Origin of the sequence: Aeromonas popoffii (assembly GCF_037818705.1) — a bacterium.
Taxonomy (GTDB): Bacteria; Pseudomonadota; Gammaproteobacteria; order Enterobacterales; family Aeromonadaceae; genus Aeromonas; species Aeromonas popoffii.
The window spans coordinates 2,775,699-2,800,777 of the sequence record NZ_CP149129.1; the positions used below are offsets into that span (position 1 = coordinate 2,775,699).

The 25,079-nt window shown below is 60.0% G+C and carries 20 protein-coding genes, 1 tRNA gene and 1 pseudogene; 9 read left to right on the forward strand and 13 right to left on the reverse strand.

What is annotated here, in order from left to right:
- Positions 1-72 precede the first annotated feature (72 nt).
- Positions 73-177: pseudogene (locus tag WJM78_RS22825) on the forward strand (hypothetical protein); the annotation flags it as partial.
- Between the two features lie 326 nt (positions 178-503).
- On the opposite strand, the gene WJM78_RS12680 reads toward WJM78_RS22825, so the two are convergent.
- Positions 504-591, reverse strand: a tRNA-Ser gene (locus WJM78_RS12680).
- Positions 592-775: 184 nt separating this feature from the next.
- On the opposite strand from WJM78_RS12680, the gene WJM78_RS12685 reads away from it, so the two are divergent.
- From WJM78_RS12685 to WJM78_RS12695, 3 genes are all read left to right on the forward strand, one after another.
- Positions 776-1,432 (forward strand): Bax inhibitor-1/YccA family protein, encoded by a 657-nt coding sequence (locus WJM78_RS12685; protein ID WP_042037891.1) that lies wholly within the window; start codon positions 776-778, stop codon positions 1,430-1,432.
- A 334-nt stretch (positions 1,433-1,766) separates the two neighbouring features.
- Complete coding sequence (gene yccS / locus WJM78_RS12690; protein ID WP_339009689.1) at positions 1,767-3,920, forward strand: YccS family putative transporter; 2,154 nt, start codon at positions 1,767-1,769, stop codon at positions 3,918-3,920.
- Positions 3,921-3,945: 25 nt separating this feature from the next.
- Positions 3,946-4,290, forward strand: coding sequence for a TusE/DsrC/DsvC family sulfur relay protein (locus tag WJM78_RS12695; RefSeq protein WP_042037888.1), 345 nt, complete (start codon positions 3,946-3,948; stop codon positions 4,288-4,290).
- A 58-nt stretch (positions 4,291-4,348) separates the two neighbouring features.
- Here WJM78_RS12695 and dedD read toward each other — a convergent pair whose 3' ends face one another.
- The 7 genes from dedD to WJM78_RS12730 all read right to left on the reverse strand — a co-directional run bounded on the left by dedD (position 4,349) and on the right by WJM78_RS12730 (position 13,208).
- Positions 4,349-5,122, reverse strand: coding sequence for a cell division protein DedD (gene dedD, locus WJM78_RS12700; protein ID WP_042037886.1), 774 nt, complete (start codon positions 5,120-5,122; stop codon positions 4,349-4,351).
- 99 nt (positions 5,123-5,221) lie between these two features.
- Complete coding sequence (gene folC, locus WJM78_RS12705; protein ID WP_339009694.1) at positions 5,222-6,481, reverse strand: bifunctional tetrahydrofolate synthase/dihydrofolate synthase; 1,260 nt, start codon at positions 6,479-6,481, stop codon at positions 5,222-5,224.
- 2 nt (positions 6,482-6,483) lie between these two features.
- Complete coding sequence (gene accD / locus WJM78_RS12710) at positions 6,484-7,347, reverse strand: acetyl-CoA carboxylase, carboxyltransferase subunit beta (protein WP_042037884.1); 864 nt, start codon at positions 7,345-7,347, stop codon at positions 6,484-6,486.
- 119 nt (positions 7,348-7,466) lie between these two features.
- On the reverse strand, positions 7,467-8,276 hold the full coding sequence (gene truA, locus WJM78_RS12715; RefSeq protein WP_108537559.1) for a tRNA pseudouridine(38-40) synthase TruA: 810 nt from the start codon (positions 8,274-8,276) through the stop codon (positions 7,467-7,469).
- A gap of 167 nt (positions 8,277-8,443) precedes the next feature.
- Positions 8,444-10,582, reverse strand: coding sequence for a FimV/HubP family polar landmark protein (locus WJM78_RS12720; RefSeq protein WP_339009699.1), 2,139 nt, complete (start codon positions 10,580-10,582; stop codon positions 8,444-8,446).
- 270 nt (positions 10,583-10,852) lie between these two features.
- The gene (locus WJM78_RS12725; RefSeq protein WP_042037878.1) at positions 10,853-11,869 is read right to left on the reverse strand and encodes an aspartate-semialdehyde dehydrogenase; all 1,017 of its coding nucleotides are present in this window, start codon (positions 11,867-11,869) and stop codon (positions 10,853-10,855) included.
- A gap of 205 nt (positions 11,870-12,074) precedes the next feature.
- Positions 12,075-13,208 carry a 4-phosphoerythronate dehydrogenase gene (locus WJM78_RS12730; RefSeq protein ID WP_339009703.1) on the reverse strand — a complete coding sequence of 378 codons (1,134 nt, stop codon included), beginning with the start codon at positions 13,206-13,208 and terminating at the stop codon, positions 12,075-12,077.
- A gap of 314 nt (positions 13,209-13,522) precedes the next feature.
- On the opposite strand from WJM78_RS12730, the gene WJM78_RS12735 reads away from it, so the two are divergent.
- A complete protein-coding gene (locus tag WJM78_RS12735; RefSeq protein ID WP_339009704.1) occupies positions 13,523-14,245 on the forward strand; it encodes a phosphatase PAP2 family protein in 723 nt (240 codons plus the stop codon).
- A gap of 84 nt (positions 14,246-14,329) precedes the next feature.
- Here WJM78_RS12735 and WJM78_RS12740 read toward each other — a convergent pair whose 3' ends face one another.
- Positions 14,330-15,160, reverse strand: coding sequence for a MetQ/NlpA family ABC transporter substrate-binding protein (locus WJM78_RS12740; RefSeq protein WP_108537398.1), 831 nt, complete (start codon positions 15,158-15,160; stop codon positions 14,330-14,332).
- A gap of 581 nt (positions 15,161-15,741) precedes the next feature.
- On the opposite strand from WJM78_RS12740, the gene WJM78_RS12745 reads away from it, so the two are divergent.
- Positions 15,742-17,619, forward strand: a complete 1,878-nt coding sequence (locus tag WJM78_RS12745; RefSeq protein WP_339009705.1) for a S8 family serine peptidase — start codon at positions 15,742-15,744, stop codon at positions 17,617-17,619.
- Positions 17,620-17,637: 18 nt separating this feature from the next.
- Positions 17,638-18,099, forward strand: a complete 462-nt coding sequence (locus WJM78_RS12750; RefSeq protein ID WP_287146306.1) for a serine protease chaperone — start codon at positions 17,638-17,640, stop codon at positions 18,097-18,099.
- Between the two features lie 311 nt (positions 18,100-18,410).
- On the opposite strand, the gene ppsA is transcribed toward WJM78_RS12750, so the two are convergent.
- Positions 18,411-20,789: a phosphoenolpyruvate synthase gene (ppsA, locus tag WJM78_RS12755; protein WP_339009706.1), complete on the reverse strand. Its 2,379-nt coding sequence runs from the start codon at positions 20,787-20,789 to the stop codon at positions 18,411-18,413.
- A 320-nt stretch (positions 20,790-21,109) separates the two neighbouring features.
- Here ppsA and ppsR point away from each other — a divergent pair, with 320 nt between their 5' ends.
- Positions 21,110-21,922 carry a posphoenolpyruvate synthetase regulatory kinase/phosphorylase PpsR gene (ppsR, locus tag WJM78_RS12760; RefSeq protein ID WP_084204672.1) on the forward strand — a complete coding sequence of 271 codons (813 nt, stop codon included), beginning with the start codon at positions 21,110-21,112 and terminating at the stop codon, positions 21,920-21,922.
- Between the two features lie 115 nt (positions 21,923-22,037).
- On the opposite strand, the gene WJM78_RS12765 is transcribed toward ppsR, so the two are convergent.
- Entirely contained in the window at positions 22,038-22,325 is a 288-nt protein-coding gene (locus tag WJM78_RS12765; RefSeq protein WP_108537697.1) for a hypothetical protein, read from the reverse strand.
- Positions 22,326-22,694: 369 nt separating this feature from the next.
- Here WJM78_RS12765 and WJM78_RS12770 point away from each other — a divergent pair, with 369 nt between their 5' ends.
- Positions 22,695-24,071, forward strand: coding sequence for an amino acid permease (locus WJM78_RS12770; protein WP_042037864.1), 1,377 nt, complete (start codon positions 22,695-22,697; stop codon positions 24,069-24,071).
- A gap of 9 nt (positions 24,072-24,080) precedes the next feature.
- On the opposite strand, the gene WJM78_RS12775 is transcribed toward WJM78_RS12770, so the two are convergent.
- Together WJM78_RS12775 and WJM78_RS12780 are read right to left on the reverse strand one after the other, a co-directional pair.
- Entirely contained in the window at positions 24,081-24,203 is a 123-nt protein-coding gene (locus WJM78_RS12775; RefSeq protein WP_280136038.1) for a hypothetical protein, read from the reverse strand.
- A 144-nt stretch (positions 24,204-24,347) separates the two neighbouring features.
- Positions 24,348-25,055 carry an SIMPL domain-containing protein gene (locus tag WJM78_RS12780; RefSeq protein ID WP_042037863.1) on the reverse strand — a complete coding sequence of 236 codons (708 nt, stop codon included), beginning with the start codon at positions 25,053-25,055 and terminating at the stop codon, positions 24,348-24,350.
- Between the last annotated feature and the right edge of the window lie 24 nt (positions 25,056-25,079).

Genomic DNA, 25,079 nt, shown 5'->3' on the forward strand with positions numbered 1-25,079 from the left:
CTATCGCTATCGAGATATATATCAAGCAGATGAAGAGAAGAAAGGGCCCATGGGCCCTTTCCTCTCCACGTTCACCATCTCACTCCAATTTCTACTATTGGCGAAACCTATGAAGTTGATACCATAAGGGACCTGCTCCCCCTCTGTGCGACATGCCACCACATATCCAGTGGATAAACTACGAGCTGCCGTAGTGTCGCAATTTGCCCCTATGCAGGGATACCGGTGTTAGAACCAATTGCACATGTGTTAACTAGCCTCCCCTTAAAGGTGAAGCCTCCTATGACACCCAACATGGGCTTCGTCCAATCATGTTCAATAATCGATATCGACCACGGCTTGTGGTGAGAAGGTTCTGCGGTACAAAGAGGTGACTGTTGTAATCTGTCCAAAACGGTTCAGCGAGATAGCATGCCAGCCAACATTCAATGGCGCACCGAGTGGTATACAAAAATCACAGATACAAAAAAGCCCAACCGAATCAATCAGTTGGGCTATATAGATGGCGGAGGAGGTGGGATTTGAACCCACGGATGGTCGCCCATCGCCGGTTTTCAAGACCGGTGCATTCAGCCGCTCTGCCACCCCTCCGAACGGCGAGCATACTACGTCAAGCCCTTGTTCATATGCAATACATATTTGTTCTGGGATAGTGGGGGACAACAGGCTGGGATAGCGCTTGAAATCAGCGCTCGTCATCCCCACCTTCAGTGCATACAATACTATAATGAAGCGGAATCTGCCGCCTCAACCGGAAATCAAGAGGACACCCAAGATGGATACCCGTTCTATCCTTACTGGCACCCAGAGTGCCGCTCGCGATACCAACAAGGTACTGCGCAACACCTATATGCTGCTCTCCCTCACTCTTGGCTTCTCTGCCGTTGTGGCCGGGGTTGCCACCATGATGAACATGCCGCCCCTGCATTGGGCCGTGTTCCTTATCGGTGTGTACGGTCTGATGTTCCTGACCCAAAAGAACCGCGAAAACGGCATGGGGCTGGTATTCACCTTCGCCCTGACCGGCCTGCTCGGCTACAGCTTGGGCCCCATCATCAACATGTACATGAACAATGGTGGTGGTGAGATAGTGATGACGGCTCTGGGCGGCACAGCGCTGACCTTCTTTGGTCTGTCTGCCTACGCCCTGACCACCAAGCGTGACCTCTCCTTCATCGGCGGCATGCTGTTCGTCGGTTTCTGGGTGCTGCTGGTGGCCATGGTCGCCAACATCTTCCTGCAGATGAGCGCCCTGAGCCTGGCCCTGTCCGCCATGTTCATGCTGTTCTCCTCCGGTGCCATACTGCTGACCACCCAGCAGATCATCCGGGGCGGCGAGACCAACTACATCTCTGCCACCGTGACCCTGTATGTTTCCATCTACAACATCTTCCTGAGCCTGTTGAGCCTGCTTGGCGGCAACCGCAACTGATAAACAACCCCGCTTCGGCGGGGTTTTTATTGATGCCTATTTCTGTCAGAATAAGTTGTAAATCAAGGATATGAAGCGAAGCGGCCCTGATCCAAATCAGGGCCGCTTCGCGCTTGGCGGGTTAGTATCCCGTTCTCGTTTCGTTCAAGGGTTGCTCTTGTCTCATGCGGATGGATTTTTCTGGCCTGCTGCGCCGACTACTGACTGACAGTCACATCGATTTTGCTTCGCTCAAGGGTGGTGCCTAGCATGCCCATGGACTTTTCCGGTTTGTTACGCCGACTGTTGACTGACAGCCACATCGATTTTGCTTCGCTCAAGGGTGGTGCCTAGCATGCCCATGGACTTTTCCGGTTTGTTACGCCGACTGCTGACTGACAGTCACATCTATTTCGCCCTCAAGGTGTTGCTGGCCATGGTGGGGCTGCTTGCCTTCACCCTGGCAACAGGCGACATCCAGCTCACAGTGCTGCTCTCCCTCGGGGTGGTGGCCGGCGCCATTGCCGAAACCGACGACAGCCTGTGGGGCCGGGTCAAGAACCTCGGTATGACGCTGATCTGCTTCCTGTTTGCCTCCTTCTGCGTGCAGTACCTCTTCCCGACACCCTGGCTGTTTACCCTTGGGCTGGCCGGGTCGACCTTCATCTTCGTGATGGTGGGGGCCCTCGGTCAGCGGTACGCCACCATCAGCTTCGGCTCCCTGCTCATCGCCATCTACACCATGCTGGGGGCCGCCAAGGCGCCTGATCTCTTCTACCAGCCGCTGGCGCTCGGCGCGGGCGCACTCTGGTACGGTCTGGTTTCCCTCATCTGGCTCTGGCTGCTGCCCTACAAGACGTTGCACGAGCAGCTTGCCCAGAGCTACTTTGCCCTTGGTCGCTATTTACTGGAGAAATCCCGCTTCTTTCCGGCGGACGAACACGGCGCCCAGGCCATTCGCCACAATCTGGCCCAGCTCAACATCAATCTGGTCAATGCGCTGACCCTCACCAAGTCGGCACTCAACGCCCGCCTGAGCACCCGTCATCAGGCGGCGCCCGAGCTTGCCAGCCTGCTGCGCCTCTACCTGCTGGCGCTGGAGATCCACGAGCGGGCCACCTCCAGCCACTACCCCTACAGCAAGCTGGAAGCCGAACTCAAGCAAGGAATCGTCCTCGACGGATTTCAGGAGATGTTCCTGCAACTGTCGGAGGCGTGCCAGCGGCTCGGTTATGCCATCCTGGTGCACAAGCCCTACGCCCACAATAAGCGCATCCACTGGACTTTGGAGGCCCTCGGCGATCAGCTGGAGTTCACCCACCTCAAGCAGCACTATCCCAAGACACTGTTGACGCCGATGAAGTTCCTGCGCCGTAACCTGGCCAGCATCAACCAGCTGCTGGCCAGTGCCGAGGAGCTGCAAAATCCGACTCAGGCCCCACAGAGCTTGCCGCCTCTGGCGCGTCCTGTCCGCCTGCCATTGCTGGCTCAGCTCAAGCAGCATCTGACCCCGAACTCCATGGTGTTTCGCCACGCCCTGCGCCTGTCGCTCGGATTGGTGGTGGGCTACGGCATACTGCAAGCATTCAATCTGGAGAAGGGTTACTGGATCCTGCTGACGGTACTGTTCGTCTGCCAGCCGAGCTACAGTGCCACCCGTCGCCGGCTGGTGCAGCGCATGCTCGGTACCTTCGCCGGCCTGCTGGTGGGGATCCCCGTGCTCTGGCTGTTCCCTGAACTGCACGTCCAGCTGGTGGTAATGGGGCTGGCCGCCTTCCTGTTTTTCACCCAGGTGCGCAGCAACTACAGCGCCGCCGTCTGCTTCATCACCCTCTATGTGCTGATGGCATTCAACCTGCTGGATGGTATTGGTTTTGCCATCCTGGGGCCGCGCATGCTCGATACCTTCCTCGGCTGCCTGCTCTCCTATGCCCTAGTGGCCTGGCTGTGGCCGGACTGGCAGTACAAGCGGCTACCGACGCTCATTGCCAACTCCCTGTCAGCCAACGCCCGCTATCTGGCGGCCGTGCTCGCCAGCCTGCAACAGCAACGGGATGAATCCATCGACTACCGGGTGGCCCGCAAGAGCGCCCATCTGGCAGACAGCGAGCTGGCCATGGCCTGGCAGAGCATGCTGGTGGAGCCGCAAAAGCGTCGCCGCTTCCTCGATCTCTGCTTCACCCTCACTTGGCGCAACCACGCCCTGCTCTCCTACATCTCGGCGCTGGGCGCCCATCGCGACAAGCTGGAAGCCATAGGCGAGCTCGACGAGATCAGCCGCCACCTGAGCCATACCCTGGAGCGCGCCGCCGGTCACCTGGCAGGAGAGATGCCGGCGCAGATCGAGGGCCAGTGCCCTGTCATCACCCCGGACAGCAGCGAGGAGCAGCTGATGCTGACCCAGCAGCTCGCCCTCATCAGCCAGCTGGCAGACGAATTGCTTACCCTGGCCAACGAGAGCCGGTTGCTCAGCGGGGAGCAAGGCGCTACCATGCCCGCCCAATCCTGATAGCCCCCTTTGCGAGGAGCCCCTTATGTCTGAAAAACATCAGCTGGCATTCAACGGCCGCAGCATCGAAACAGATGCCAAGGGCTACCTGCTCAACAGCAGCGATTGGTGCGAGGAGCTGGCGCAGGTGCTGGCCGAGCAGGAAGGCATAGTGCTGGAGGAGCCCCACTGGGAAGTGGTGCGTTTCGTGCGCGCCTTCTATCTGGAGTTCAACACCTCCCCCGCCATTCGCGCCCTGGTCAAGGCGATGGAGAAGCAGTATGGCCCCGAGAAGGGCAATAGCCGCTATCTCTACAAGCTGTTTCCGGAAGGACCCGCCAAGCAAGCCACCAAGATAGGTGGCCTGCCAAAACCGGTGAAATGCATCTAAAAAAATACCGCGCCCATCTGTAAAATGAAGCGCGGTATTTTTTTATCTGCTTGAACCATCAGGGGTTGTAAGCAACCACTGAACCACTGAGCCCCGTCATCTGGCCGATGCGACCCTGCATGCCCTGCAGCTTGGCCTTGGAGACATCCGGTCCGATGAAGACGCGGTTGAGCTGCCCCTGCACTGGTGTTCTCGGTGAGGTGTGGGCCGAGTAGCCCGCCGCCCGCAACTTGCCCACCAGCGCGTTGACGCTGTCGACGTTCTTGAAGGCACCGAGCTGCAGGATCCAGCTGCCCTGAGCCGGGGCGGCAGCGGGTGCCGGCGTGGTCGGCTGCGCCATCTTGCTGGCGATGAGGTCATCCATCGACTTGATCTGGCCCGCCTGCGGCTTGGTCTCCACCGGTTTTTTCACTTCCACCGGCTTGGGCGGTACCGGCTTTGGCTTGGGCGGCTCGACCGGCGTCTTGACGATCAGCTCGGGCTTGGGCTTGACGACCTGCTGAGTCACCGCCTTGGTGGCGGGTGGCGGTGTCTGCGTCGCCGGGGTCTTGTTGGCCGCGAGCGTGACCGGATCCGAGACCTCCTCGACCTGCCACTGCTCGGCGGCAGCAGCCTGCTGCTGGCTGGCCAGATGTTCCGCCGGCAAGGCGCTGGCGGCAGAGACCTGCAGCGCCGGTTTGGCGGGTTCAAGCTCGGGGCGCAGCGGGATCTTGGCAAACGCCTCTTCCTTTTGCTCCAGCTTGTGGCCGTCCATCAGATCCGGCAGAAAAATGACAACCAGGGCCACCAGGATGACGGTCCCTACCAATCTGTTCTGAAACTTCGAAGCCAAGTTAATTCCTACCCATGTTGCTTAGCCGATGACGTGCAGAAGAGGGCTTGGCCCGGGAAAACAGGCCCGAAGCCGTGCCGTTCAACCCGCCAGTGCCGATCAGGACGCAGTGCCCGCCAGGATGTCGGCGACAGTGTAAAACGAACCAAACACAATGACCATATCATCAGGACTCGATGCGGCCAACGCTGCCTGATAGGCGGTGCTGACGTCATCACAGCGCAGGGCTGGCCCCTTGCCCTCTCCCAGCTCGGCAGCAAGCTGCTCGGCACTGGCGGCGCGCGGGCCGGTGAGGCTGGCCAGATACCATTCACTGATGAGGCCGTCGAGCTCGGCCAGCGACCCCGCCATGTCCTTGTCTTTCAGCATGCCGACCACGGCACGGCGCACGCCCGTGCAGGGAATTTGACGCAGCTGGCTGGCGAGGTAGGCCGCCGAATGGGGATTGTGGGCCACATCGACGATAACCAGCGGCTCACTTTGCAGCCGCTGCATCCGGCCAGCCAGCCGGGCATTGGCCAGCCCGTCACGGATGGCAGACTCCGGCAACGGCAAGCCCAGCGACTCCAGCGCAGCCAGCACAGTCACCGCGTTCATCAGCGGCAGCACCGGCTTGGGCAGATCCCGCCACTGGTTGAGGCCGTGGTAATCCCAACTGGTCTCATGCTCTTTACCAGAGAAGTCGACCCCCACCTGACGCAGACAGGCACCGAGGCGCTGCGCCTCAGTGGCGATAGTAGCAGGCGGGTTGGGCTCGCCGCTGATCGCAGGTTTGCCAGCGCGGTAAACACCGGCCTTCTCCACTGCCACCGCTTCCCGGGTATCCCCCAGCCAGTCGCAGTGATCCAGCGCGATGGAGGTGATCATGGCGACATCGGACTCCACCACATTGGTGGCATCGAGCCGACCGCCCAGCCCCACTTCCAGCAGCAGCACATCGGGCGCGGCGCGGCAGAAGAGCCACACACCCGCCAGGGTGGCGAACTCGAAGAAGGTGAGCGCTATCTCGCCACGGGCCGCCTCCACCTCGGCAAACGCCGTGCAGTGATCACCGTCAGTCAGCTCGGCGCCGTCAATGCGCACCCGCTCGGTAAAGCGCAGCAAATGAGGAGAGGAGTAGACGCCGACCTTGTAGCCCGCGGCCATCAGAATGCTGGCCGCCATGGCACAGCTGGAGCCCTTGCCGTTGGTGCCCGCCACCGTGATCACCTTGAACGGCAGTTGGGTGAGGCCCATCCGACGGGCGACTGCACCGACCCGATCCAGCCCCATGTCGATGTTGACCGGGTGGATCTGCTCCAAATAAGAAAGCCAGTCGACCAGCGACCGGCTTTGGGATTGTTGCATGTTTGAACTCATCTTCACTCTTCGATGACGTGAGTATTCAGCATTTTGGCGAGCAGGCTGGCCAAACGGTTACGCATCTCGCGGCGATCGATGATGAGATCGATGGCACCCTTCTCCAGCAAGAACTCTGAACGCTGGAAGCCTTCCGGCAATTTCTCGCGCACCGTCTGCTCGATGACACGCGGACCGGCGAAGCCTATCAACGCCTTGGGCTCGCCCACGTTGATGTCACCCAGCATGGCCAGGCTGGCGGAGACGCCCCCCATGGTGGGGTCGGTCAGCACGGAGATATAGGGCAGGCCCGCCTTGGTGAGCCTGTCCAGCGCCGCACTGGTTTTGGCCATCTGCATCAGCGAGAAGAGCGCTTCCTGCATGCGGGCACCACCAGAGGCGGAGAAGCAGACCAGACCGCGGCCTTCCTTGATGCTCTCCTCGACGGCGCGCACGAAACGGGCACCGACCACGGAGGACATGGATCCCCCGATAAAGGAGAACTCAAATGAACAGGCGACGACCGGCACCCCCTTGAGGGTCCCCTTCATCACCACCAGCGCATCTTTCTCTCCCGTCGCTTTCTGAGCGGCGGACAAACGATCCTTGTAGCGCTTGGAATCCTTGAATTTCAAGATATCCTGCGGCTCCAGCTCGGCACCGATCTCGGTGCGGCCCTGCTCATCGAGAAAACTCTCGAGACGGGCACGGGCGCTGATGCGCATATGATGATCACACTTGGGGCACACTTCGAGGTTGCGCTCCAACTCTGCCCGGTAGAGCACCTGTTCACAAGCACTGCACTTGGTCCACACCCCTTCCGGAATGTTGTGACGACGAGGTGTAGTGATCTTGCTCTTGGGAAGGATCTTCTCAAGCCAGCTCATGGAATTCCTTAATGCTTTTGTGCCTGACAAAACGCATCGAGCCTAGATTGTTCAATGACTTACTAGCTCGATGGCAATAAATGACGGATCATTAAACCACAAATTTTCGGGGCCAGTTACTAAAAACTGGTCGTACCCGGTGCCGAGTCCGGCAGCCACAGCGGGCCAAGCGGCAACCGTGGCAGCGCCAGTTCAGCCGGGTAATCCACGTCAACCAGATAGAGTCCACCCGCCTTGGCGGTGGGCCCGGCCAGGTTGCGATCCCTGGCGGCCAGCAGTTCGGCAATCCACTCCACCGGTTTGAGCCCCTGCCCCACCAGCAACAGGGAGCCGGTAATGTTACGTACCATGTGGTGCAAGAAGGCGTTGGCACGGATATCCAGCACGATATAAGGCCCCTGACGGCTGACGCACAGGTGCGTCACATTGCGCCACGGCGTCTTGGACTGGCATCCAATGGCCCGAAACGAGGTGAAATCCTGTTCCCCCAGCAGGGACTGGCCCGCCTGGTGCATCAGCTCGGCATCGATGGTCTCGTGATAATGGCTGACGCCACTGCCCAGGATCGCCGGGCGGTAGTTGTGGTTGTAGATGACATAGCGATAGCGACGAGCGGTGGCGCTGAAGCGGGCGTGGAATGTCTCGTCCACGGCCAAAACCCAGCGCACGGCGATATCCGGCGGCAGGTTGGAGTTCAGGCCCAGGGTCCAGGCGGACTCGCTGCGGATGGCGTGGGTATCGAAGTGGATCACCTGACCTGTGGCATGCACGCCGGCATCGGTACGACCGGCGCACTGGATGGAAACCGGGTGGTTGGCTATCCGGCTGAGGGCTTTCTCCAGCTCGGCCTGCACGCTGATCACTTCTCGCTGACGCTGCCAGCCGAAATACCGGCTGCCGTCATATTCAATACCTAGGGCAATTCGCATGGATAACACTTGTCTTATGGTGAAAGGAGAGCGGTAAAAGAAACGGGGCGGATTATACGCGCTCAGGGTGAAAAGTCCCAAAAACCGCATCCCTCTCGACAAAGGGCACCAATAGAGAAGGGCAGCCTGCTGGCTGCCCTTCGTTACTTGGTCACACCATTCAAAGGTTACCCCAGCCGCTTGAGCAACTTCTCGGCCTCGGTACGCTGGTGATCCGTGCCTTGCTCCGCCGCCTCTTGCAGCAGCTCACGGGCACTCTCCTTGTCATCGATCTCGAGGTAGGCACGGGCCAAATCCAGCTTGGCCCCCACGCCACCATCGTCGGCATCCACATCAAACCCGGTGGATTCCGGCAGCACTTCGGGGAAACCATCCAGCCCCACATCCAGCGAGAAGCCCTGATAAGGCTCCGGCTCTGTGGTGCTGGCATCGGCATCGGCCAGCAGCTTGTCGATCTCGACATAGCCGCTCTCCTGCGCCTGCTCCCGTGGTGTCACGTCACCCTGCTGGGATTCCACCTCGGCGAAAGCATCTTCAAAATCGGAGAGTGCCAGCTCGTTGGGATCCCACTCGAGATCCGGCTCGACCGCCTTGCCCTTGGCTGACGCCAACCCCAGCTCTGCCAGCATCTCGTCTGCGCTGGTATCGGCAGCGCTCTGCTGTGCACTGCCCTTGCCAGAGGCGGGCTCGGTAAAGGCGCTCAGGTCAAGCTCCTCGTCGCTGACCACGGGCTCGGCATCCGGCTGGCCGTCATCGTTAGCATCCAGTTCCAGATCGGCGGCAAGGTCGTCGTCCAGCTCGGCAAACAGCGCAGCCTGCAGCTCCTCTTCACTCATGATCTCATGACCGCCCTTGGGCGGGTTGAACTCGTTGGCGAGATCGAGATCCGGCCCGGCATCAAGCTCAATGGCCTCGTCATGGCCGAGATCCAACTCGGGCACCAGATCCGGGTCTCGGATGGCCATCTTGGGCGCAGGTTCCGGCTCGAAACTGGCCAGATCCGTCTCGCCATCATCGCTGAACACCAGATCGGCCGGTGCCTCTGGCTCTGCAACTGCCATATAACCATCAGGCGTGTTGAGATCCGGCCTCGGTCGCATCGGCTCCTCATCCGTGATGCCGACCGTCATCAGCTCGTCAAATTCGCCGCTCTCCTGATCCATGACCATGGAGGTGGATTCAGACAGGCTTTTCTCCTGCTCCTCCAGCTCGCGGCGGGCACGGGAACGCAGCCAGAGCGTGACCAGCGCCAGCACCAGCAGCACGGGCAGCAATATGATCATCGCAAGGTTGAGCGGTGAAGCGAGCAGGTCCATCAGCCAGTTTTGCTTGGGCTCGGGGGCCGCCAACGGCGGAACCGGTTTGGCTTTGAGCTCGGCAATCTCTTTTTGCAGCGCAGTCTGATCCAGCAGCTGGGCCTTGAGGATCTCCACCTCTTCGGTCAGGGATTGCAGGCGCAGCTTGAGCCTGTGGTTCATCTCAGTGACCTGGCCAAGCTGGGCATTGGCATCTTCCAGCGCCAGTGCCATCTCGGTGGAGGGCTTGCCGACCGGTTTACCCACATCGGCCGGCAGCGGAGCCGGTGCGCTCGCACTGGCGGCGCTGGTTGCAGCGGCCTGGCTTGGCACGGGTTCGGCCGCCTTGGCAATCTCTTTGACTTCGGTGGTCGGTTGCGGCGTGGTCACCTTGGGCACGGGGGCCGGAATGGGCGCAGCCTTGGGCGCAGTCGCCTTGGCAGGCGCGGCGGCAACCTTGGTTTCAGCCGGCTTGGCCGGTTGGGCATGTTTGTTGGCCAGGTATTTCGGGCTCAACCCTTTCCAGCTGGCGTTGTCGCTGTTGAAACGCTGGCGAGCCTGCGCATCCGTGATGACGCTGGCCTCGGCGGCGGTTGGCAGCTGAATACGGGATCCCACCAGTATGTGATTGATGTTGCCATCGGCAAAGCTGCGGGGATTCTTCTCGTAGATCGCCACCATGGTCTGGTAGACGCTCACCTTGTTGGAGGGGCGATGCCTGCTCGCCAGGCTCCAGAGGGTATCGTTGGGACGGATCGGGCCATAACTGCCGGCATTGCTGGTCGCAACCTGCCGCACTATGGGCTGGGCCCTGGCTTGGCTGGGTTGGGACGTGACACGGGGAGCGGTGACGGGTTGTGCCAACGGCTGGGCATTGACGGCAGGCCGAGCCGGTTCGTCCGGGCCCTTGATCTCAACAAAAAAAGGCTCCCGCGCCGAGTCTTCAGCCTGAGCGGTGCCCAGCAGACCCAATGCGAGTAGCGTTGCCAATGTTATGCGGGAATGTCCCATATTCGTTCCTTCGTATGACGGCCCTATCGCATTGAAAAATCTGGATAGTTACCCCAAAACAGTCGGTTCAATATAAATCAGGCTCAGGGTGCAAGCCAGCAATCCGACACATTTAGCACCCAACGTGTTTGTGAGTGTAGGAAAAAACTTAATCAGTTGATATCACGAAAAATTCTCGGGGCCATAGAGTGCGGCCCCGGTCACATCCACACCCCATGGGGGTGGCAGGTTTCACGCCAGATGGGGCTCTTTCCCCATCTGGTCAGCCGATCAGAGGTAATCGCGCACCAGCAGTTCGGCAATCTGTACGCTGTTGGTCGCAGCGCCCTTACGAACGTTATCGGCCACGATCCACATATTGATACCACTCGGGTGAGAAATATCCTGACGGACCCGGCCGACCAGCACCTCATCCTTGCCAGTGGCGTCGCGCACCGGGGTCGGATAATCCGCGTCGTCATCAAACAGGGTAACGCCCGGAGCATTGCGCAGCAGCTCCTTGACCTGATCCGCATCCAGCGGCTGGTGCAACTCGACGTGGACCGCCTCGGCGTGACCGTAGAACACAGGCACCCGTACGCAGGTGGGGTTCACCGCTATGCTGGCATCTCCCAGGATCTTCTGGGTTTCCCACACCATCTTCATCTCTTCACGGGTGTAGCCGTTGTCGGTGAAGCTGTCGATCTGCGGAATGAGGTTGAAAGCGATCTGTTGCGGGTAGAGGGTCGGCTCCACCGGACGACCGTTGAGCAGCTGCGCGGTCTGGCCGGCCAGCTCGCTCACCCCCTCCTTGCCGGAGCCGGAGACGGACTGGTAGGTCGCCACGTTGATACGGGCTATGCCTACTTCGTCGTGCAGTGGCTTGAGCGCAACCAGCATCTGGATGGTGGAGCAGTTCGGGTTAGCGATGATGTTGCGGTTACGAAAATCCGCCAATGCGTCCGGGTTCACTTCCGGGATCACCAGCGGGATGTCTGCGTCGTAACGAAAGCAGGAGGTGTTGTCGATGACGATGCAGCCGTGCTCGGCAGCAATCGGCGCCCACTTGGCAGAGACCTCGCCCCCGGCGGAGAAGAGCGCTATCTGCACCTGGCTCCAGTCAAACTCTTCCACGTCCTTGATCTCGAGGTTCTTGCCACCAAAGCGCACCGTATCACCGGCACTGCGGCTGGAGGCCAGCGGATAGAGGGTGCCTACCGGGAAGGCACGCTCCTCCAGAATTTCGATCATGGCCTGACCCACGGCGCCGCTGGCGCCCAATACCGCTACGTTGAATTGCTGACTCACTAATATTCTCTCCTGTGGAATTACCCATGGATAGCGCCGGTTAACAGCCGCTATCCATGGTGTCGCTGACGCACGCTGGCATCACAGTTGGCAGGCTGACCTGCCCGATAGGGGATTTGGCATCATGCCAAACCGGACAAGGGCGGGACCGGGTGTGGCTCCGGGTCCGCCCATTTTCTGGTGTTGAACTAGGGATTGAGTCGGCTCACTCGGCCTGAATGCCAAAGCCGAGCCGGGCCAGAGTATCGCCGGCGAACGGGCCGCAGACCTGCAACGAGGATAGCTCGCGCCGCTCCGGGTAGTGTTTGCGCTGCTCATCGAAACTGGCGGGCACCTCAATCCGGTTACGAAAACGGGCATCGTCGCGACGCACGTCATAAATAAGGTGCACCAGCTGCTTGATCAACGCCTGATCCGCGGGTTGACCCGGTGTCAGTGCGCGCACCTCGGGGACTGGCAACAAGGATTGCAGATCCTGGCGCGGCGTGCGCCCCAGCTGCTGGCACAGCGCCTGATAGAGCATCCAGGTACCGCGCGCCTTGCCCTCCAGGCTGTAGCCTGCGATGTGAGGAGTCGCTATCTCGGTATGGGGCACCAGGGCCCGCAGTGGCTCGGGCTCCCCTTCCCACACATCCATCACCAGTCGCAGGGGCTGCGGCCCCTGCTGGCGAGCGAGCAGCGCCTGGTTGTCCCACACCTCGCCACGGGAGGCATTGATCAGGATCTGTCCGGCAGGTCGCGCGGCGATCACCTGCTCATCCAGCAGGTGGAAAGTGGCATCCGGCCCCTCGCAGGTGATGGGGACGTGAAAGCTGACGATATCGGCACCCAGGGCACTCTGGTAGTCGACAAACGCCCCAGCCTCCCCCGCCTGCGCGGCGGCCCGGGCGCGCGGCGGATCGCAGCGCAGCACCCGCATGCCGAGGGCCTCGGCCTTGCCCGCCACACATTCCCCCGTGTTGCCGGCGCCGATGACGGCGAGGCTCATCTCGCGCAAGGTAAGCTCGTGGCGCTCGGCCAGCACCAGCAAGGCACTCAATACATAGTCGCCGACCGAATACTTGTTGCAGCCGGGCGCGCTGAAGAAGGGGATGTCCCGCTCGGCCAGCAGCGCCTTGTCCACATGATCCGTGCCTATGGTGGCGGTGCCAACAAACCCGAGCCGCGGGCTGGTGGCGAGGAGTTCGGCATCGACCCGGGTCACGGAGCGCACCAGCAGCACGTCGGCATCTTGCAGATCCGCCGCCTGCATATGCCGTCCTGACAGGGGAATCACCTCGCCAAATTCGGCAAATAACTCAAGGGCATGGGGCATATTTTCATCAACGACGATCTTCATCGGGCTCTCTCACTTCGCAACCGGCCACAGGCGCGCCATTCTAGCCCAAACCAACCGAATTTTCAGATGCATATTCGCCCATGCCCTTTCACCACAGTCGCACCGCCCCGCCTGCCCAAAGCGGCCAGATGCTCAGATGTTTGTTCGCCCATGCCCTTTCACCAGGGGCGCACCGCCAGGCCGGCCCGGGCCACGCTCATTTGTAACCCCATGTTACAGTCCGGCCGGTGCGACTTGACCAACAAGCCGAGGCTGGCACAATGGCGCCTCTTTTTTATCTGCCTCTGTTACACGCACCCGTTACGAGCCCTGTTATGCCAACTCATTCCTCTTCGTTGCCGCGCCGCCAGGCGCTTGGTTTCGGCGCTGCCCTGATCCTGCCGCTGCTGCTGCTGACCTGCCTGCCCTGGCAACCCTTTATGAGCAACGCCCTGCAATCGGGCTGGTTGTGGTGGCCCTACGCCCTTACCCGCATGGTGGATCTGCCCGGCCTCGCCGTCAGCATCGCCGCCCTCTTGCTGCTGACCCGACACAAGCTGGCACTGGGCCTGCCCGCCACGCTGGCCCTCGGTGGCGCCCTGTTTACCGTGCTGGCGGGCGACTGGGCCATCAAGAGCCTGGTCAAACACCTGACCCAGGAGCCGCGCCCCTATCTGCTCTGGCTGGAGAGCCAGAACCTGATCCCTGCCATCCAGCAGTTCTACGCCAGCAAGGTGGAAGTACGCAGCGAGCAGGTGCATGCGGCCAGCCTCTTGCTAGCCCTGCCCGAGTGGCTCGGCAACCACTGGCAGGCAGAGGTGAACTACGCCTTCCCCTCCGGCCACAGTATCGCCGCCATGAGCCTGGCCCAGTTCTTCGGCCTGATCTGGCTGACCCGCGCCCCCACCGGGGTCTGGTTGCTGCCACTATGGGCGCTGGGCATAGGTCTGTCGCGCATGCTGATCGGCATGCACTGGCCGCAGGATGTGCTGGCGAGCGCCCTGCTCGGCAGCCTGACCGCCCTGTTGGGCGCGCGCTGGTGGCTACGTCGCTACTGACACCTGTGACCACGCCAACAAAAACGGGCACCTTCTGGTGCCCGTTTTTGTTTATGCGATAACGTCACATACCGATAGCCATGCTCAGTTGCTGGCGCTCTGCCCCTGCCAGCCCTCGGGATACTTGTAACCCACGAAACGCTTGGCGGCATAGGCCTTGAATTCGGCGGAGTTGTAGGCCGCCGCCACGTCCTTGGCAAACGGCTGATCGGCATCGGCGCTTTTCACCACCACCCAGTTGATGAAGTTGTAGCTGCGCTCAAGGAACAACCCCTCGCTGAACGCAATGCCGCTGGAGGCAGCGAAGTTACCGTTGATGACGGAGAAATCCACATCCTCCCGCGAACGTGGCAGTTGCGCAGCTTCCAGCTGGATCAGCTTGATATTGTGCGGATTTTTCGCCACATCAAACTCGCTCGCCTTGAGCGGATTGATCCCCTCCTTGAGGGTGAGCCAGCCCAGGTCCTGCAGCATCAGCAGGGCCCGCGCCTGATTGGTCGGGTCGTTGGGGATGGCAACCGTGCTCCCCTCTTTCAGTGCCTTCAGCTCGCCCAACTTGCCAGCGTAGAGCCCCATGGGACCGGTCGGCACCTGGGTGATGGGAGCCAGTGACAGGCCCCGGTCTTTTGAAAAACTCTCCAGATAGGGTTTGTGCTGGAAGCAGTTCACATCGAGCGAGCCATCCGCCAGCGCGATATTGGGGGTCACGTAGTCAGTGAACTCCACCAGTTTGACCTTGTAACCCTTGGCCTCCAGCTGCGGCTTGATGGAGTCGGTCACCATGTCGGCAAAATCCCCGACTGTCGTGCCAATCACAATCTCCTTCTTGGCCGGCTCGGCGGCAAGAACAGAAAACGGCAGGCTGCTGGCCAGCAGTGCCAGCGCGGAGAGGGTGAAGAAGGAACGACGCTGCATATGAAACTCCCTGTCAATATGATCAAAACGGTGGCCTATGATGGCGCTTGCCACCTTGAGTAGCTTCGCTGCAACCATCTAGCCATCCAAACGGCTGATGAATGCCACCATAACAGAGCCTCTCCCCGTCGCCAAGCAACAAAACAGGGCAAGCTTAACCGAGTGGCAGCTAAGCCCGACGTTCAACCCTGTTGGCTGCCGCTGTCGGGGGGATGGCCGCCATCCGGCGTTTCGCCCGATCCTGGCTTTGATCACATCGCGGCGGGTCGCTGTCGGCATGGCAGGCTTGCCTGCCATGCCGACAGCGTGGGGATGAGCCACATCCGCTCCCTCCCAAAGCCACAGCAAGGGTTAAGACATGTTGACCGCTAAAGAAAACATCAACGGCTATCCACTGACAAAGCTCTCAAAAGAGCACATAAAGTGAATCGCTGGAACCCCCATATGGTTTGAAACGGGTTTGTGATGGGATTTTTTTGAGCCTTATCTCAGTTCAGAAATGAGCGCTTTTTGGCTCTGTTTTTCCCGTGTATAGATGCCAGCCGTACCCAGGATGGTGCGGTATAAAATGGAGTTTATTAATGAGAAAAACATCGTTAGCGTTGGCAATTTCGGCCCTGCTCTCGGCCATGCCTATCGCTTCAGTTCAGGCTAATGAGAGTTGTACCCCGCTCACCGGCAAAGAGGCCGGACTCGATATCGGTCGCAGCAGCGCAGACCGTTGTCTGCCCGGCATCAATCCCCTGCAGGACCAGCAGTGGCACCTGCTCAACAGCGGCCAGGATGCCTTCAGCAAACGCGGCGGCGTGGCAGGCAATGACCTCAACCTCTGGTGGGCACACCGCACCGAGGTATTGGGTCAGGGCATCAATGTGGCCGTGGTGGACGATGGCATCGCCATAGCGCACCCGGATCTGGCCGACAATGTGCGCCCCGGTTCCAAAAACGTGGTGACCGGCAGCAGCGATCCGACCCCGACCGATCCGGACAGTGCCCACGGCACTTCGATATCCGGCATCATAGCCGCGGTGGACAACACCATAGGTACCCTGGGGGTGGCCCCCCGCGCCCAGTTACAGGGCTTCAACCTGCTCGATGACAACAGCCAGCAGTTGCAGAAGGACTGGCTCTATGCCCTCGGCGGCAACGCCGTCACCGCAGACAACCGGGTCTTCAACCAGAGCTACGGCACGAGTCTGGTCGATCCAGAAGGGGCCAACGAGCTGGATCAGGTGCAGCTCGATCGCCTGTTCGAGCAACTGACCCTTCAGGCGCAAGGTGCGGCCTATATCAAGGCGGCTGGCAACGGCTTCAACCGGATTGCCTCCGGCAGCTATGTGCTCAACCGCACCGGCGACATGCCCAAGCTGCCATTTGAGAACAGCAACATCGATCCCTCCAACAGCAACTTCTGGAACCTGGTGGTGAGCGCCATCAACGCGGACGGGGTGCGAGCCTCCTACTCCAGCATCGGCAGCAACGTGTTCCTGAGCGCCCCCGGCGGGGAACAGGGCACGGATACACCCGCCATTGTGACCACGGATCTGCCCGGATGTGACATGGGTTACAACCGGGTAGACGATCCCAGCACCAACCGGCTGCACAACAACCCGCAACTCGATGCCAGCTGCGGCTACAACGGCGTGATGAACGGCACCTCTTCGGCCACCCCGAACACCACTGGTGCCATGGCGCTGCTGATGTCCGCCTATCCGGACCTGTCGGTGCGCGACCTGCGCGACCTGCTGGCCCGCAACGCCACCCGACTCGACGCCAATCAGGAGCCCGTGCAGATAAGCTACACGACCGCCGACGGCCAGCGCCGCCAGGTGACGGCGCTGGAAGGCTGGGAGCGCAACGCGGCTGGCCTCTGGTTCAGCCCGACCTATGGTTTCGGCCTGGTGGATGTGAACAAAGCCCTGGCCCAGGCCGCCAGCCACGATCCGCTGCCGCCACTGGTGCAGTTGCCGTGGCAGAAGGTGACGGTTGAGGATAGCGTCGCCGGCGCCATCCCGGATGTGGGCAGCAGCCCGACCCGCTCCAGCACCGTGGTCGATCAGCCATTGACGGTCGAGGCCGTGCAGGTAATGGTGAGCCTGGATCACCAGCGGCTGCCCGATCTGCTGATCGAACTGGTCTCGCCATCCGGCACCCGCAGCGTACTGCTCAACCCCAATAACAGCCTGGTGGGACAATCCCTCGACCGGCAGCGGCTGGGATATGTGCGCACCAAGGGGCTGCGTGATATGCGCATGCTCTCCCACAAGTTCTACGGCGAGCCGGCTCAGGGCAAGTGGCACCTGGAGGTGACTGACGTGGCCAATGGCACTCGCCAGGTCTCGCTGCTCAATCTCAGAACCAACACCCGCAGCACCCTGACCGAGCGCAACAACAGCCAACCGGGTCAACTGCTCGACTGGTCCCTGCGGGTACTCGGTCACGATGCAGCCCGTTCCTGATCACAGAGGAGTCTTAACATGAAACACAGCTTACTCAGCCTTACCCTGGCAAGCCTGCTGGCCTCGGTCTGCCTGTACGCAACAGCCGACGAGTCGGTGGTGATCGATGGCAAGCAGTACAACACCATAGAGGTGAATGGTCAGACCTACCTGACACTGGATAATGGCAGCAAGAAACGGGTCGCCCGCAGCCTGGATGGCAAGGTGCCACAGCAGCCCCTGCGCAGCGGCGACGTCCTGTTACAAGGGGTCGCCAGCCCTGAGCTGACCGTCAGCGGCACCCTGCTGGTGGAGGCCGATGACGATCGGGCCAAGGCGCTGGCGGGCCACCACGGCCTGCAGTTCAAACAGAGCAGCGGCGGCATCGCCCTGCTGGAGGCCAAGCCCGGTAAGGATCTGAACGCCATCGCTACCCAGCTCAGACAGCAAGGGGTCAGGGTACAGATCGAACTGGCTGGCGCACTGAAGCGGCCAAAGTGAGCCAGCCCTTGCGCTGACAGACCCGAGATATCTTGCACACACAGAGGGGGCCGCTGGCCTAATGCCAGTCAACCAAGCACTTTTATGACTTAATATTCGAAATTTTGAATAGCAGAAACGGTGCTATGGTTACGGCGTCAATTTGGCTGAAACCTCTGCCCTGACTGGCATCCAATAAAAAGAGGGAGGCATCATGCCTCCCTCACTCTTTAGCCCTAATACCTAGCAAGTTGGGACTCAAACGCTCAACTGACTTGCATTGGCCATCTGGGGCGCCATTTTTATTCTTTTCAGGCTGGCACCGACGAGGTTCAGCCAGCCTTGTGCTGCTCGGCCAGATAGAGCCAGGTATCCACCACGGTATCCGGGTTGAGGGACACAGAGTCTATGCCTTGCTCGACCAGCCAGGCGGCGAAATCCGGGTGATCGGATGGGCCCTGGCCACAGATGCCGACATACTTGCCCGCCTTGCGCGCAGCCTGGATAGCCATCGACAGTAACGCCTTGACCGCCTCGTTGCGCTCGTCAAACAGGTGAGCGATGAGGCCCGAGTCCCGGTCCAATCCAAGCGCGAGCTGGGTCATGTCGTTGGATCCGATGGAGAATCCATCCACATGCTGCAGGAACTGATCCGCCAGCAGGGCGTTGGAGGGGATCTCGCACATCATGATCACCTTCAAACCCCGCTCGCCACGGCGCAGCCCATTCTCGGCCAGGATGTCGATCACCTGCTCCACTTCACCCACGGTGCGCACGAAGGGGATCATCACCTCGACGTTGGTCAGCCCCATCACATCACGCACCCGCTTGATGGCCTCGCACTCGAGGGCAAAGCAGGGGCGGAAGCTGTCGGCTATGTAGCGGGATGCGCCACGAAAACCGATCATGGGGTTCTCCTCGTGGGGCTCGTAGCCACGCCCGCCCACCAGGTTGGCGTACTCGTTGGACTTGAAGTCCGACATCCGCACGATCACCCGCTCCGGCCAGAACGCAGCCCCCAGGGTGGCGATCCCCTCGGTCAGCTTGGCGACGTAGAACTCCCGCGGGCTGTCGTAACCGGCGATCATCTTAGCGATGGTGGCCTGCAGCTCTGGCGTCTGTTGGTCAAACTCCAGCAGCGCCTTGGGGTGCACGCCAATCATGCGGTTGATGATGAATTCGAGCCGCGCCAGGCCCACACCGGCATTGGGCAACTGGGCAAAATCAAACGCCCGGTCCGGATTACCGACGTTCATCATGATCTTGATGGGCAGACGTGGCATGTTGCCCACCTCGGTCACAGCCACATCGAAATCGAGTTCGCCATCATAGATGAAGCCGGTATCCCCTTCCGCACAGGAGACGGTAATGAGCTGACCCGGGGCAATATGATCGGTGGCGTTGCCGCAACCCACCACCGCCGGAATACCCAGCTCGCGGGCGATGATGGCGGCGTGACAGGTGCGCCCGCCCCGGTTGGTGACGATGGCTGAGGCCCGCTTCATGATGGGCTCCCAATCCGGATCCGTCATGTCGGTGACCAGTACATCGCCGGGCTGCACTTCGTCCATCTGGCGGATGGAGGAGATGACCCGCGCCGGGCCCGCGCCAATCTTGTGGCCGATGGCACGCCCTTCGATCAGCACCTTGCCCGCTTGTTTGAGTGCAAAACGTTCGAGGGTGTTAGCCTCCTGGCGGCTACGTACCGTCTCGGGACGCGCCTGCACTATGTAGAGCTGGCCATCCTGTCCATCTTTGGCCCACTCGATATCCATGGGGCGACCGTAGTGCTGCTCTATGATGAGCGCCTGTTTCGCCAGCGCCATCACCTCCTCATCCGTGATGCAGAAGCGGCTGCGCTCGGCCTCGGTCGTGTCGACTATCTTCACCTGACGGCCGTGACCGGCATCGTCCGAGTAGGTCATCTTGATAAGTTTCGAGCCGAGCGTCTTGCGCACCACGGCAGGACGCCCGCCCCTGAGGGTTGGTTTGTGCACATAAAACTCGTCCGGGTTGACGGCCCCCTGCACCACCATCTCGCCCAGCCCCTGGGCCCCTGTGATGAAGACCACATCGTTGAAACCCGATTCGGTATCCAGAGTGAACATGACGCCGGAGGCGGCCAGATCCGAGCGCACCATACGCTGCACCCCGGCCGAAAGCGCCACGCCCTTGTGGTCATACCCCTGATGCACCCGATAAGAGATAGCGCGATCGTTGAACAGTGAAGCAAACACATGCTTGACGGCAATCATGACAGCATCGATGCCGCGTACGTTGAGGAAGGTCTCCTGCTGACCGGCAAAGGAAGCGTCCGGCATATCCTCGGCGGTGGCGGAGGAGCGCACCGCGAAAGAGGCATCCACACCCGCACTCAGCTTGTCGTAGGCCGCGCAGATCGCCTGCTCCAGCGCGCTCTGGAACGGCGCTTCGATCACCCAGTCACGGATCTGCTGACCGGCCCGGTTGAGGGCGGCGATGTCGTCCACATCCAGGGTATCGAGCAGATCATGGATCTTGCCGTTAAGGCCGCTTAACTCCAGAAACTCGTTAAACGCAAAGGCCGTGGTCGCAAAGCCACCCGGCACGGATACACCGGCACCTGAAAGGTTGCTGATCATCTCGCCAAGGGATGCGTTCTTGCCGCCAACTCGTTCTACATCTTGCATTCCGAGTTGTTCGTACCAGAGTACGTACTGTTGCACTTGCATGTCTCCAGGTTGGTGGGCTCGGGTGCCATGGCACCTTCTGCGCCAAATTATGTGCGTGAGTTATATGCGTTATTGTCTGTTTCTACTGTTGCCAACGAATATGAAAACGTTTTCTATTTGTTGTCAAAAAAATCCCCGAGCAAGATTTGGGGATAGCCGAATGACACAGACATTCTACAATGCCAACACAAAAAGGTAACGACTCAGGTTTGCAAGCCACTTCACAACTTGGGCACAGTAGATAGGTTGACAATATCGGTATAGTTTCGAGAGATACTGACTGCTCGCAACCTCGCCAACCCGTATCACAGGAGCGCATCGTGCACACCGTATTCTATGTATCCGACGGCACCGCCATCACGGCCGAGGTGTTCGGCCACGCCGTATTGAGCCAGTTTCCGCTGGTGTTTGAGCAAATCACCATCCCCTTCGTGGAGACGCAGGACAAAGCCAGGCAGGTGCGGGCGCGCATCGACGAGCAATTCCGTCAGACCGGGATACGCCCCATCCTGTTTCACACCATAGTCGACCCCCTGGTACGTGAAGAGGTGCTTAAGGCCCAGGCCAGCAGCCACGACTTTCTCAACACCTTCGTCAGCCCGCTGGAGTATGAGCTGGGGGTCAAAGCCGAACCCAGGCTGCATCGCACTCACGGCATGGAGAATCGCAAGCTCTATGACGATCGCATCGAGGCGGTGAACTTCGCGCTGGCCAACGACGACGGCATTACCACCAAGGAGTATGAGGAGGCGGACATCATTCTCATCGGGGTCTCCCGCTGCGGCAAGACCCCGACCAGCCTCTATCTGGCGCTGCAATTTGGCATCCGGGCCGCCAACTACCCCTTCATCGAGCAGGACATGGGCTCGCTGGACTTGCCCAGCGCCCTCAAGGCCAACCGCCACAAGCTGTTCGGCCTCACCATAGCGCCGCAGCGGCTACATGAGATCCGCAACCAGCGCCGCGCCAACAGCCGCTACTCATCGCTGGAGCAGTGCGAGCAGGAGCTGGCGAGTGTGGAGCGGCTGTTCCGCCAGGAGGCGATCCGCTTTCTCGACACCAGCTCTCATTCGGTAGAGGAGATAAGCGCGAAAATTCTGGAGGCAACCGGCATGCGCCGTCAACTCTATTGAACCGGGCAGGGGTTAGAAGCTGAGCCCGACATGGTCCATGGATGACGGCGAGCAGGAGTAACAGGCAGACATAAAAACCGAGCCAGATGCGGCTGCACCTGGCTCGGTTTTATGATTAGCGGGAACGGGAGGCGGTGCTGTTCAACTCCTTGTTGCTCATCAGCATGGCATAGAAGTTGAGCACACCATGACGCCGGCGTACCCGCTCGGTCAACCAGACCGATGGCAACAAACCGACAGCGCCAGCGGCCAGCAGCACGGTTCGAAAGTGCAGCACCAGATAGTCATCCCCCTGCACTGCCCAGACCAACAGGCATCCCGCCGCCATGGTCAGCAACAAGGGAGAGAGCCAGACCGTCAACCAGAGCACGACGGCCAGCAGGCTACCAATAATACGTTGCATGAAACACATCCTTATTTATGGAGGAGACTTCATAAAACAGGAATCAATGAAGGAGTCAACTGAACAGGATTCGATTGTATACAACGCGAGCAACCACTCCCCTCCAGCGCGTTCAAATCATAAAAAACCTGTTTCATGCCGAAAAAACCGGCGAGCAATGAGGAAAACAGGTGCGCAGACAATCGATTATCACTATTCTGCTTCCGTTGGTAGTCGCTACAAAAAACAATAAGAAGCCAACTGTAACGAAATAAATACGGGTTTCGTCACGTTTTTAGCACAATGTTGCCGTGCAAGGTCACATGGAGTGACTCGACGGGACGGAACGAGATGACAGACGAGTGATATCAGAGACGTAAGGAAGGAAGAATGGATCTTCAACAAGACGGTGAGGAGCTGAAACGCGGCCTGAAAAACCGCCATATCCAGCTCATCGCATTGGGCGGCGCCATAGGCACCGGCCTGTTTCTCGGCATTGCCCAGACCATCAAGATGGCGGGCCCCTCAGTGCTGCTCGGCTATGCCATCGGCGGCTTTATCGCCTTCCTCATCATGCGCCAGCTCGGTGAAATGGTGGTAGAAGAGCCGGTGGCGGGCTCCTTCAGCCACTTTGCCTACAAATACTGGGGTGACTTCGCCGGTTTCGCCTCCGGCTGGAACTACTGGGTACTCTACGTGCTGGTGAGCATGGCCGAGCTGACGGCGGTCGGCATCTATGTCCAGTACTGGTGGCCCGAGATCCCGACCTGGATGTCGGCTGCCGTCTTCTTCGTGCTGATCAATGCCATCAACCTCTCCAACGTGAAGGCATTCGGCGAGATGGAGTTCTGGTTTGCCATCATCAAGGTGGTCGCCATCGTCGGCATGATTGGCTTTGGCAGCTACCTGCTCGCCAGTGGCAACGGCGGACCGGATGCCAGCATCACCAACTTGTGGGATCAAGGCGGCTTCTTCCCCAACGGCATCAGCGGTCTGGTGATGGCGATGGCGGTGATCATGTTTTCGTTCGGCGGTCTTGAGCTGGTGGGGATCACGGCTGCTGAGGCGGACGATCCCGAGAAGAGCATTCCCAAAGCCACCAATCAGGTTATCTACCGCATCCTCATTTTCTACATTGGCGCCCTGGCCGTGCTGATGTCCCTCTACCCCTGGGGCAAAGTCGTGGAAGGCGGCAGTCCCTTCGTGATGATCTTCCACGCGCTGGACAGCAACCTGGTCGCGACCGTGCTCAACATGGTGGTGCTGACTGCTGCACTGTCGGTCTACAACAGCTGCGTCTACTGCAACAGCCGCATGCTGTTTGGTCTGGCCAAGCAGGGCAACGGCCCGCGCAGCCTGCTCAAGACCAACAAGAGTGGTGTGCCCGTGGTGGCCATCTCCATCTCCGCCGCGGCCACCCTCTTGTGCGTGCTGATCAACTTCCTGATGCCGGGCAAGGCATTCGAGCTGCTGATGGCGCTGGTGGTCTCGGCACTGGTCATCAACTGGGCCATGATAAGCCTCGCGCACCTGAAGTTTCGCCAAAGCAAACAAGCCGAAGGCGTTGAGCCCAAGTTCAAGGCATTTTGGTATCCGTTTGGTAACTACCTCTGCCTCGCCTTCATGGCAGGAATCCTGGTCATCATGTACCTGACTCCGGGGATCCAGATTTCAGTGCTGCTCATCCCGGTCTGGATCGTCGTGCTGGCCATCGGCTATCAGCTCAAACAGAAGCGTCGTGCACGGGTTGCCGCCAATCTGGGTTAATCCACCTCGTTACACCATCAGATGCCGGTCACCGACCGGCATCTTGCTATCCGTCATCTGCCACTCGCTGGCGTCAGAGCGCAGGGCCAGGCACCAGCGCTCCCCACCCTTGCACCATAGACCACCAGGCATGATCGGGATCCTGCCAGTCACATCATCATCTGCGGGCCGCTATCCGGCCTGCGCACTCAATCCAGCTTGCCAGGTAAAAACGACAAGCCCGAGGGGATGAGCCTCGGGCCTGGGGTAGATCGACAAGGCCGGATGGCCAAAGCCTTATTCCAGCAGGAAGACGGCCTCCACGTTGTCCGTGATGCTTATCTGCTGCTGTTGATAGCTGTTTTCCATCATGTCGGCGGCAGGCGCAGCCATGACGGCCTCCTTGAGTGCACGGCTATAGACGGGCATGGGGGTGTTGTTGCGGTACTCGACACTGTAAACCTTGCCAAGCTTCATACCGAACGCCTTGGCCAGTGATTCCGCCTTGATCTTGGCATCTTCCACCGCACCGACCCGCGCCTGCTCCTTGATGGTCTGCGGCGACTTGAGGCCGTACTCTATCTGGGACACAGACTCCAGACCCGCCTTGAGGGCGGTATCCATCAGCTCGCTCAGCTTGTCGAGCTGGTAGAGTTTGACCGCGAGTTGACGCTGGGCACGGTAGCCCACCAGTTCCGGCTTCTTGTTCTGCGGATATTGATACTCGGGGAAGATCACCAGGTTGCCCGCCTCCACATCACTGCGCTTGATGCCCAACCCTTCCAGTTGGCCAAAGAAGGCCGCGACCTTGCCATCCACCTGCTGCTTGGCCTTGATGCCCTGCTTTTCCAGCGCGGTCACCGACACATTGAGGGTCAGCATATCTGGCTCGGCCTTCTGCTCGGCATAACCACTCACCACCAGATGCGGGGCTTGCGGTACTTCAAGTGCGAATAACGGAGCACTGACGACCAGAGCGGAAAGGGTAAGAAGGGGACGCCACATAGAAAAAAACCTCAGTCAATTAGA

Excerpts from the sequence above, each read along its gene's own strand:
- WJM78_RS12775 (WP_280136038.1), bottom strand. The coding sequence starts at position 24,203 with ATGCCTGGTGGTCTATGGTGCAAGGGTGGGGAGCGCTGGTGCCTGGCC.
- ppsA (WP_339009706.1), bottom strand. The coding sequence starts at position 20,789 with ATGCAAGTGCAACAGTACGTACTCTGGTACGAACAACTCGGAATGCAA.
- WJM78_RS12685 (WP_042037891.1), top strand. The coding sequence starts at position 776 with ATGGATACCCGTTCTATCCTTACTGGCACCCAGAGTGCCGCTCGCGAT.
- WJM78_RS12745 (WP_339009705.1), top strand. The coding sequence starts at position 15,742 with ATGAGAAAAACATCGTTAGCGTTGGCAATTTCGGCCCTGCTCTCGGCC.
- WJM78_RS12770 (WP_042037864.1), top strand. The coding sequence starts at position 22,695 with ATGGATCTTCAACAAGACGGTGAGGAGCTGAAACGCGGCCTGAAAAAC.
- yccS (WP_339009689.1), top strand. The coding sequence starts at position 1,767 with ATGCCCATGGACTTTTCCGGTTTGTTACGCCGACTGCTGACTGACAGT.
- WJM78_RS12720 (WP_339009699.1), bottom strand. The coding sequence starts at position 10,582 with ATGGGACATTCCCGCATAACATTGGCAACGCTACTCGCATTGGGTCTG.
- folC (WP_339009694.1), bottom strand. The coding sequence starts at position 6,481 with ATGAGTTCAAACATGCAACAATCCCAAAGCCGGTCGCTGGTCGACTGG.
- WJM78_RS12780 (WP_042037863.1), bottom strand. The coding sequence starts at position 25,055 with ATGTGGCGTCCCCTTCTTACCCTTTCCGCTCTGGTCGTCAGTGCTCCG.
- WJM78_RS12695 (WP_042037888.1), top strand. The coding sequence starts at position 3,946 with ATGTCTGAAAAACATCAGCTGGCATTCAACGGCCGCAGCATCGAAACA.
- truA (WP_108537559.1), bottom strand. The coding sequence starts at position 8,276 with ATGCGAATTGCCCTAGGTATTGAATATGACGGCAGCCGGTATTTCGGC.
- WJM78_RS12730 (WP_339009703.1), bottom strand. The coding sequence starts at position 13,208 with ATGAAGATCGTCGTTGATGAAAATATGCCCCATGCCCTTGAGTTATTT.
- WJM78_RS12765 (WP_108537697.1), bottom strand. The coding sequence starts at position 22,325 with ATGCAACGTATTATTGGTAGCCTGCTGGCCGTCGTGCTCTGGTTGACG.
- WJM78_RS12750 (WP_287146306.1), top strand. The coding sequence starts at position 17,638 with ATGAAACACAGCTTACTCAGCCTTACCCTGGCAAGCCTGCTGGCCTCG.
- WJM78_RS12735 (WP_339009704.1), top strand. The coding sequence starts at position 13,523 with ATGCCAACTCATTCCTCTTCGTTGCCGCGCCGCCAGGCGCTTGGTTTC.
- WJM78_RS12740 (WP_108537398.1), bottom strand. The coding sequence starts at position 15,160 with ATGCAGCGTCGTTCCTTCTTCACCCTCTCCGCGCTGGCACTGCTGGCC.
- accD (WP_042037884.1), bottom strand. The coding sequence starts at position 7,347 with ATGAGCTGGCTTGAGAAGATCCTTCCCAAGAGCAAGATCACTACACCT.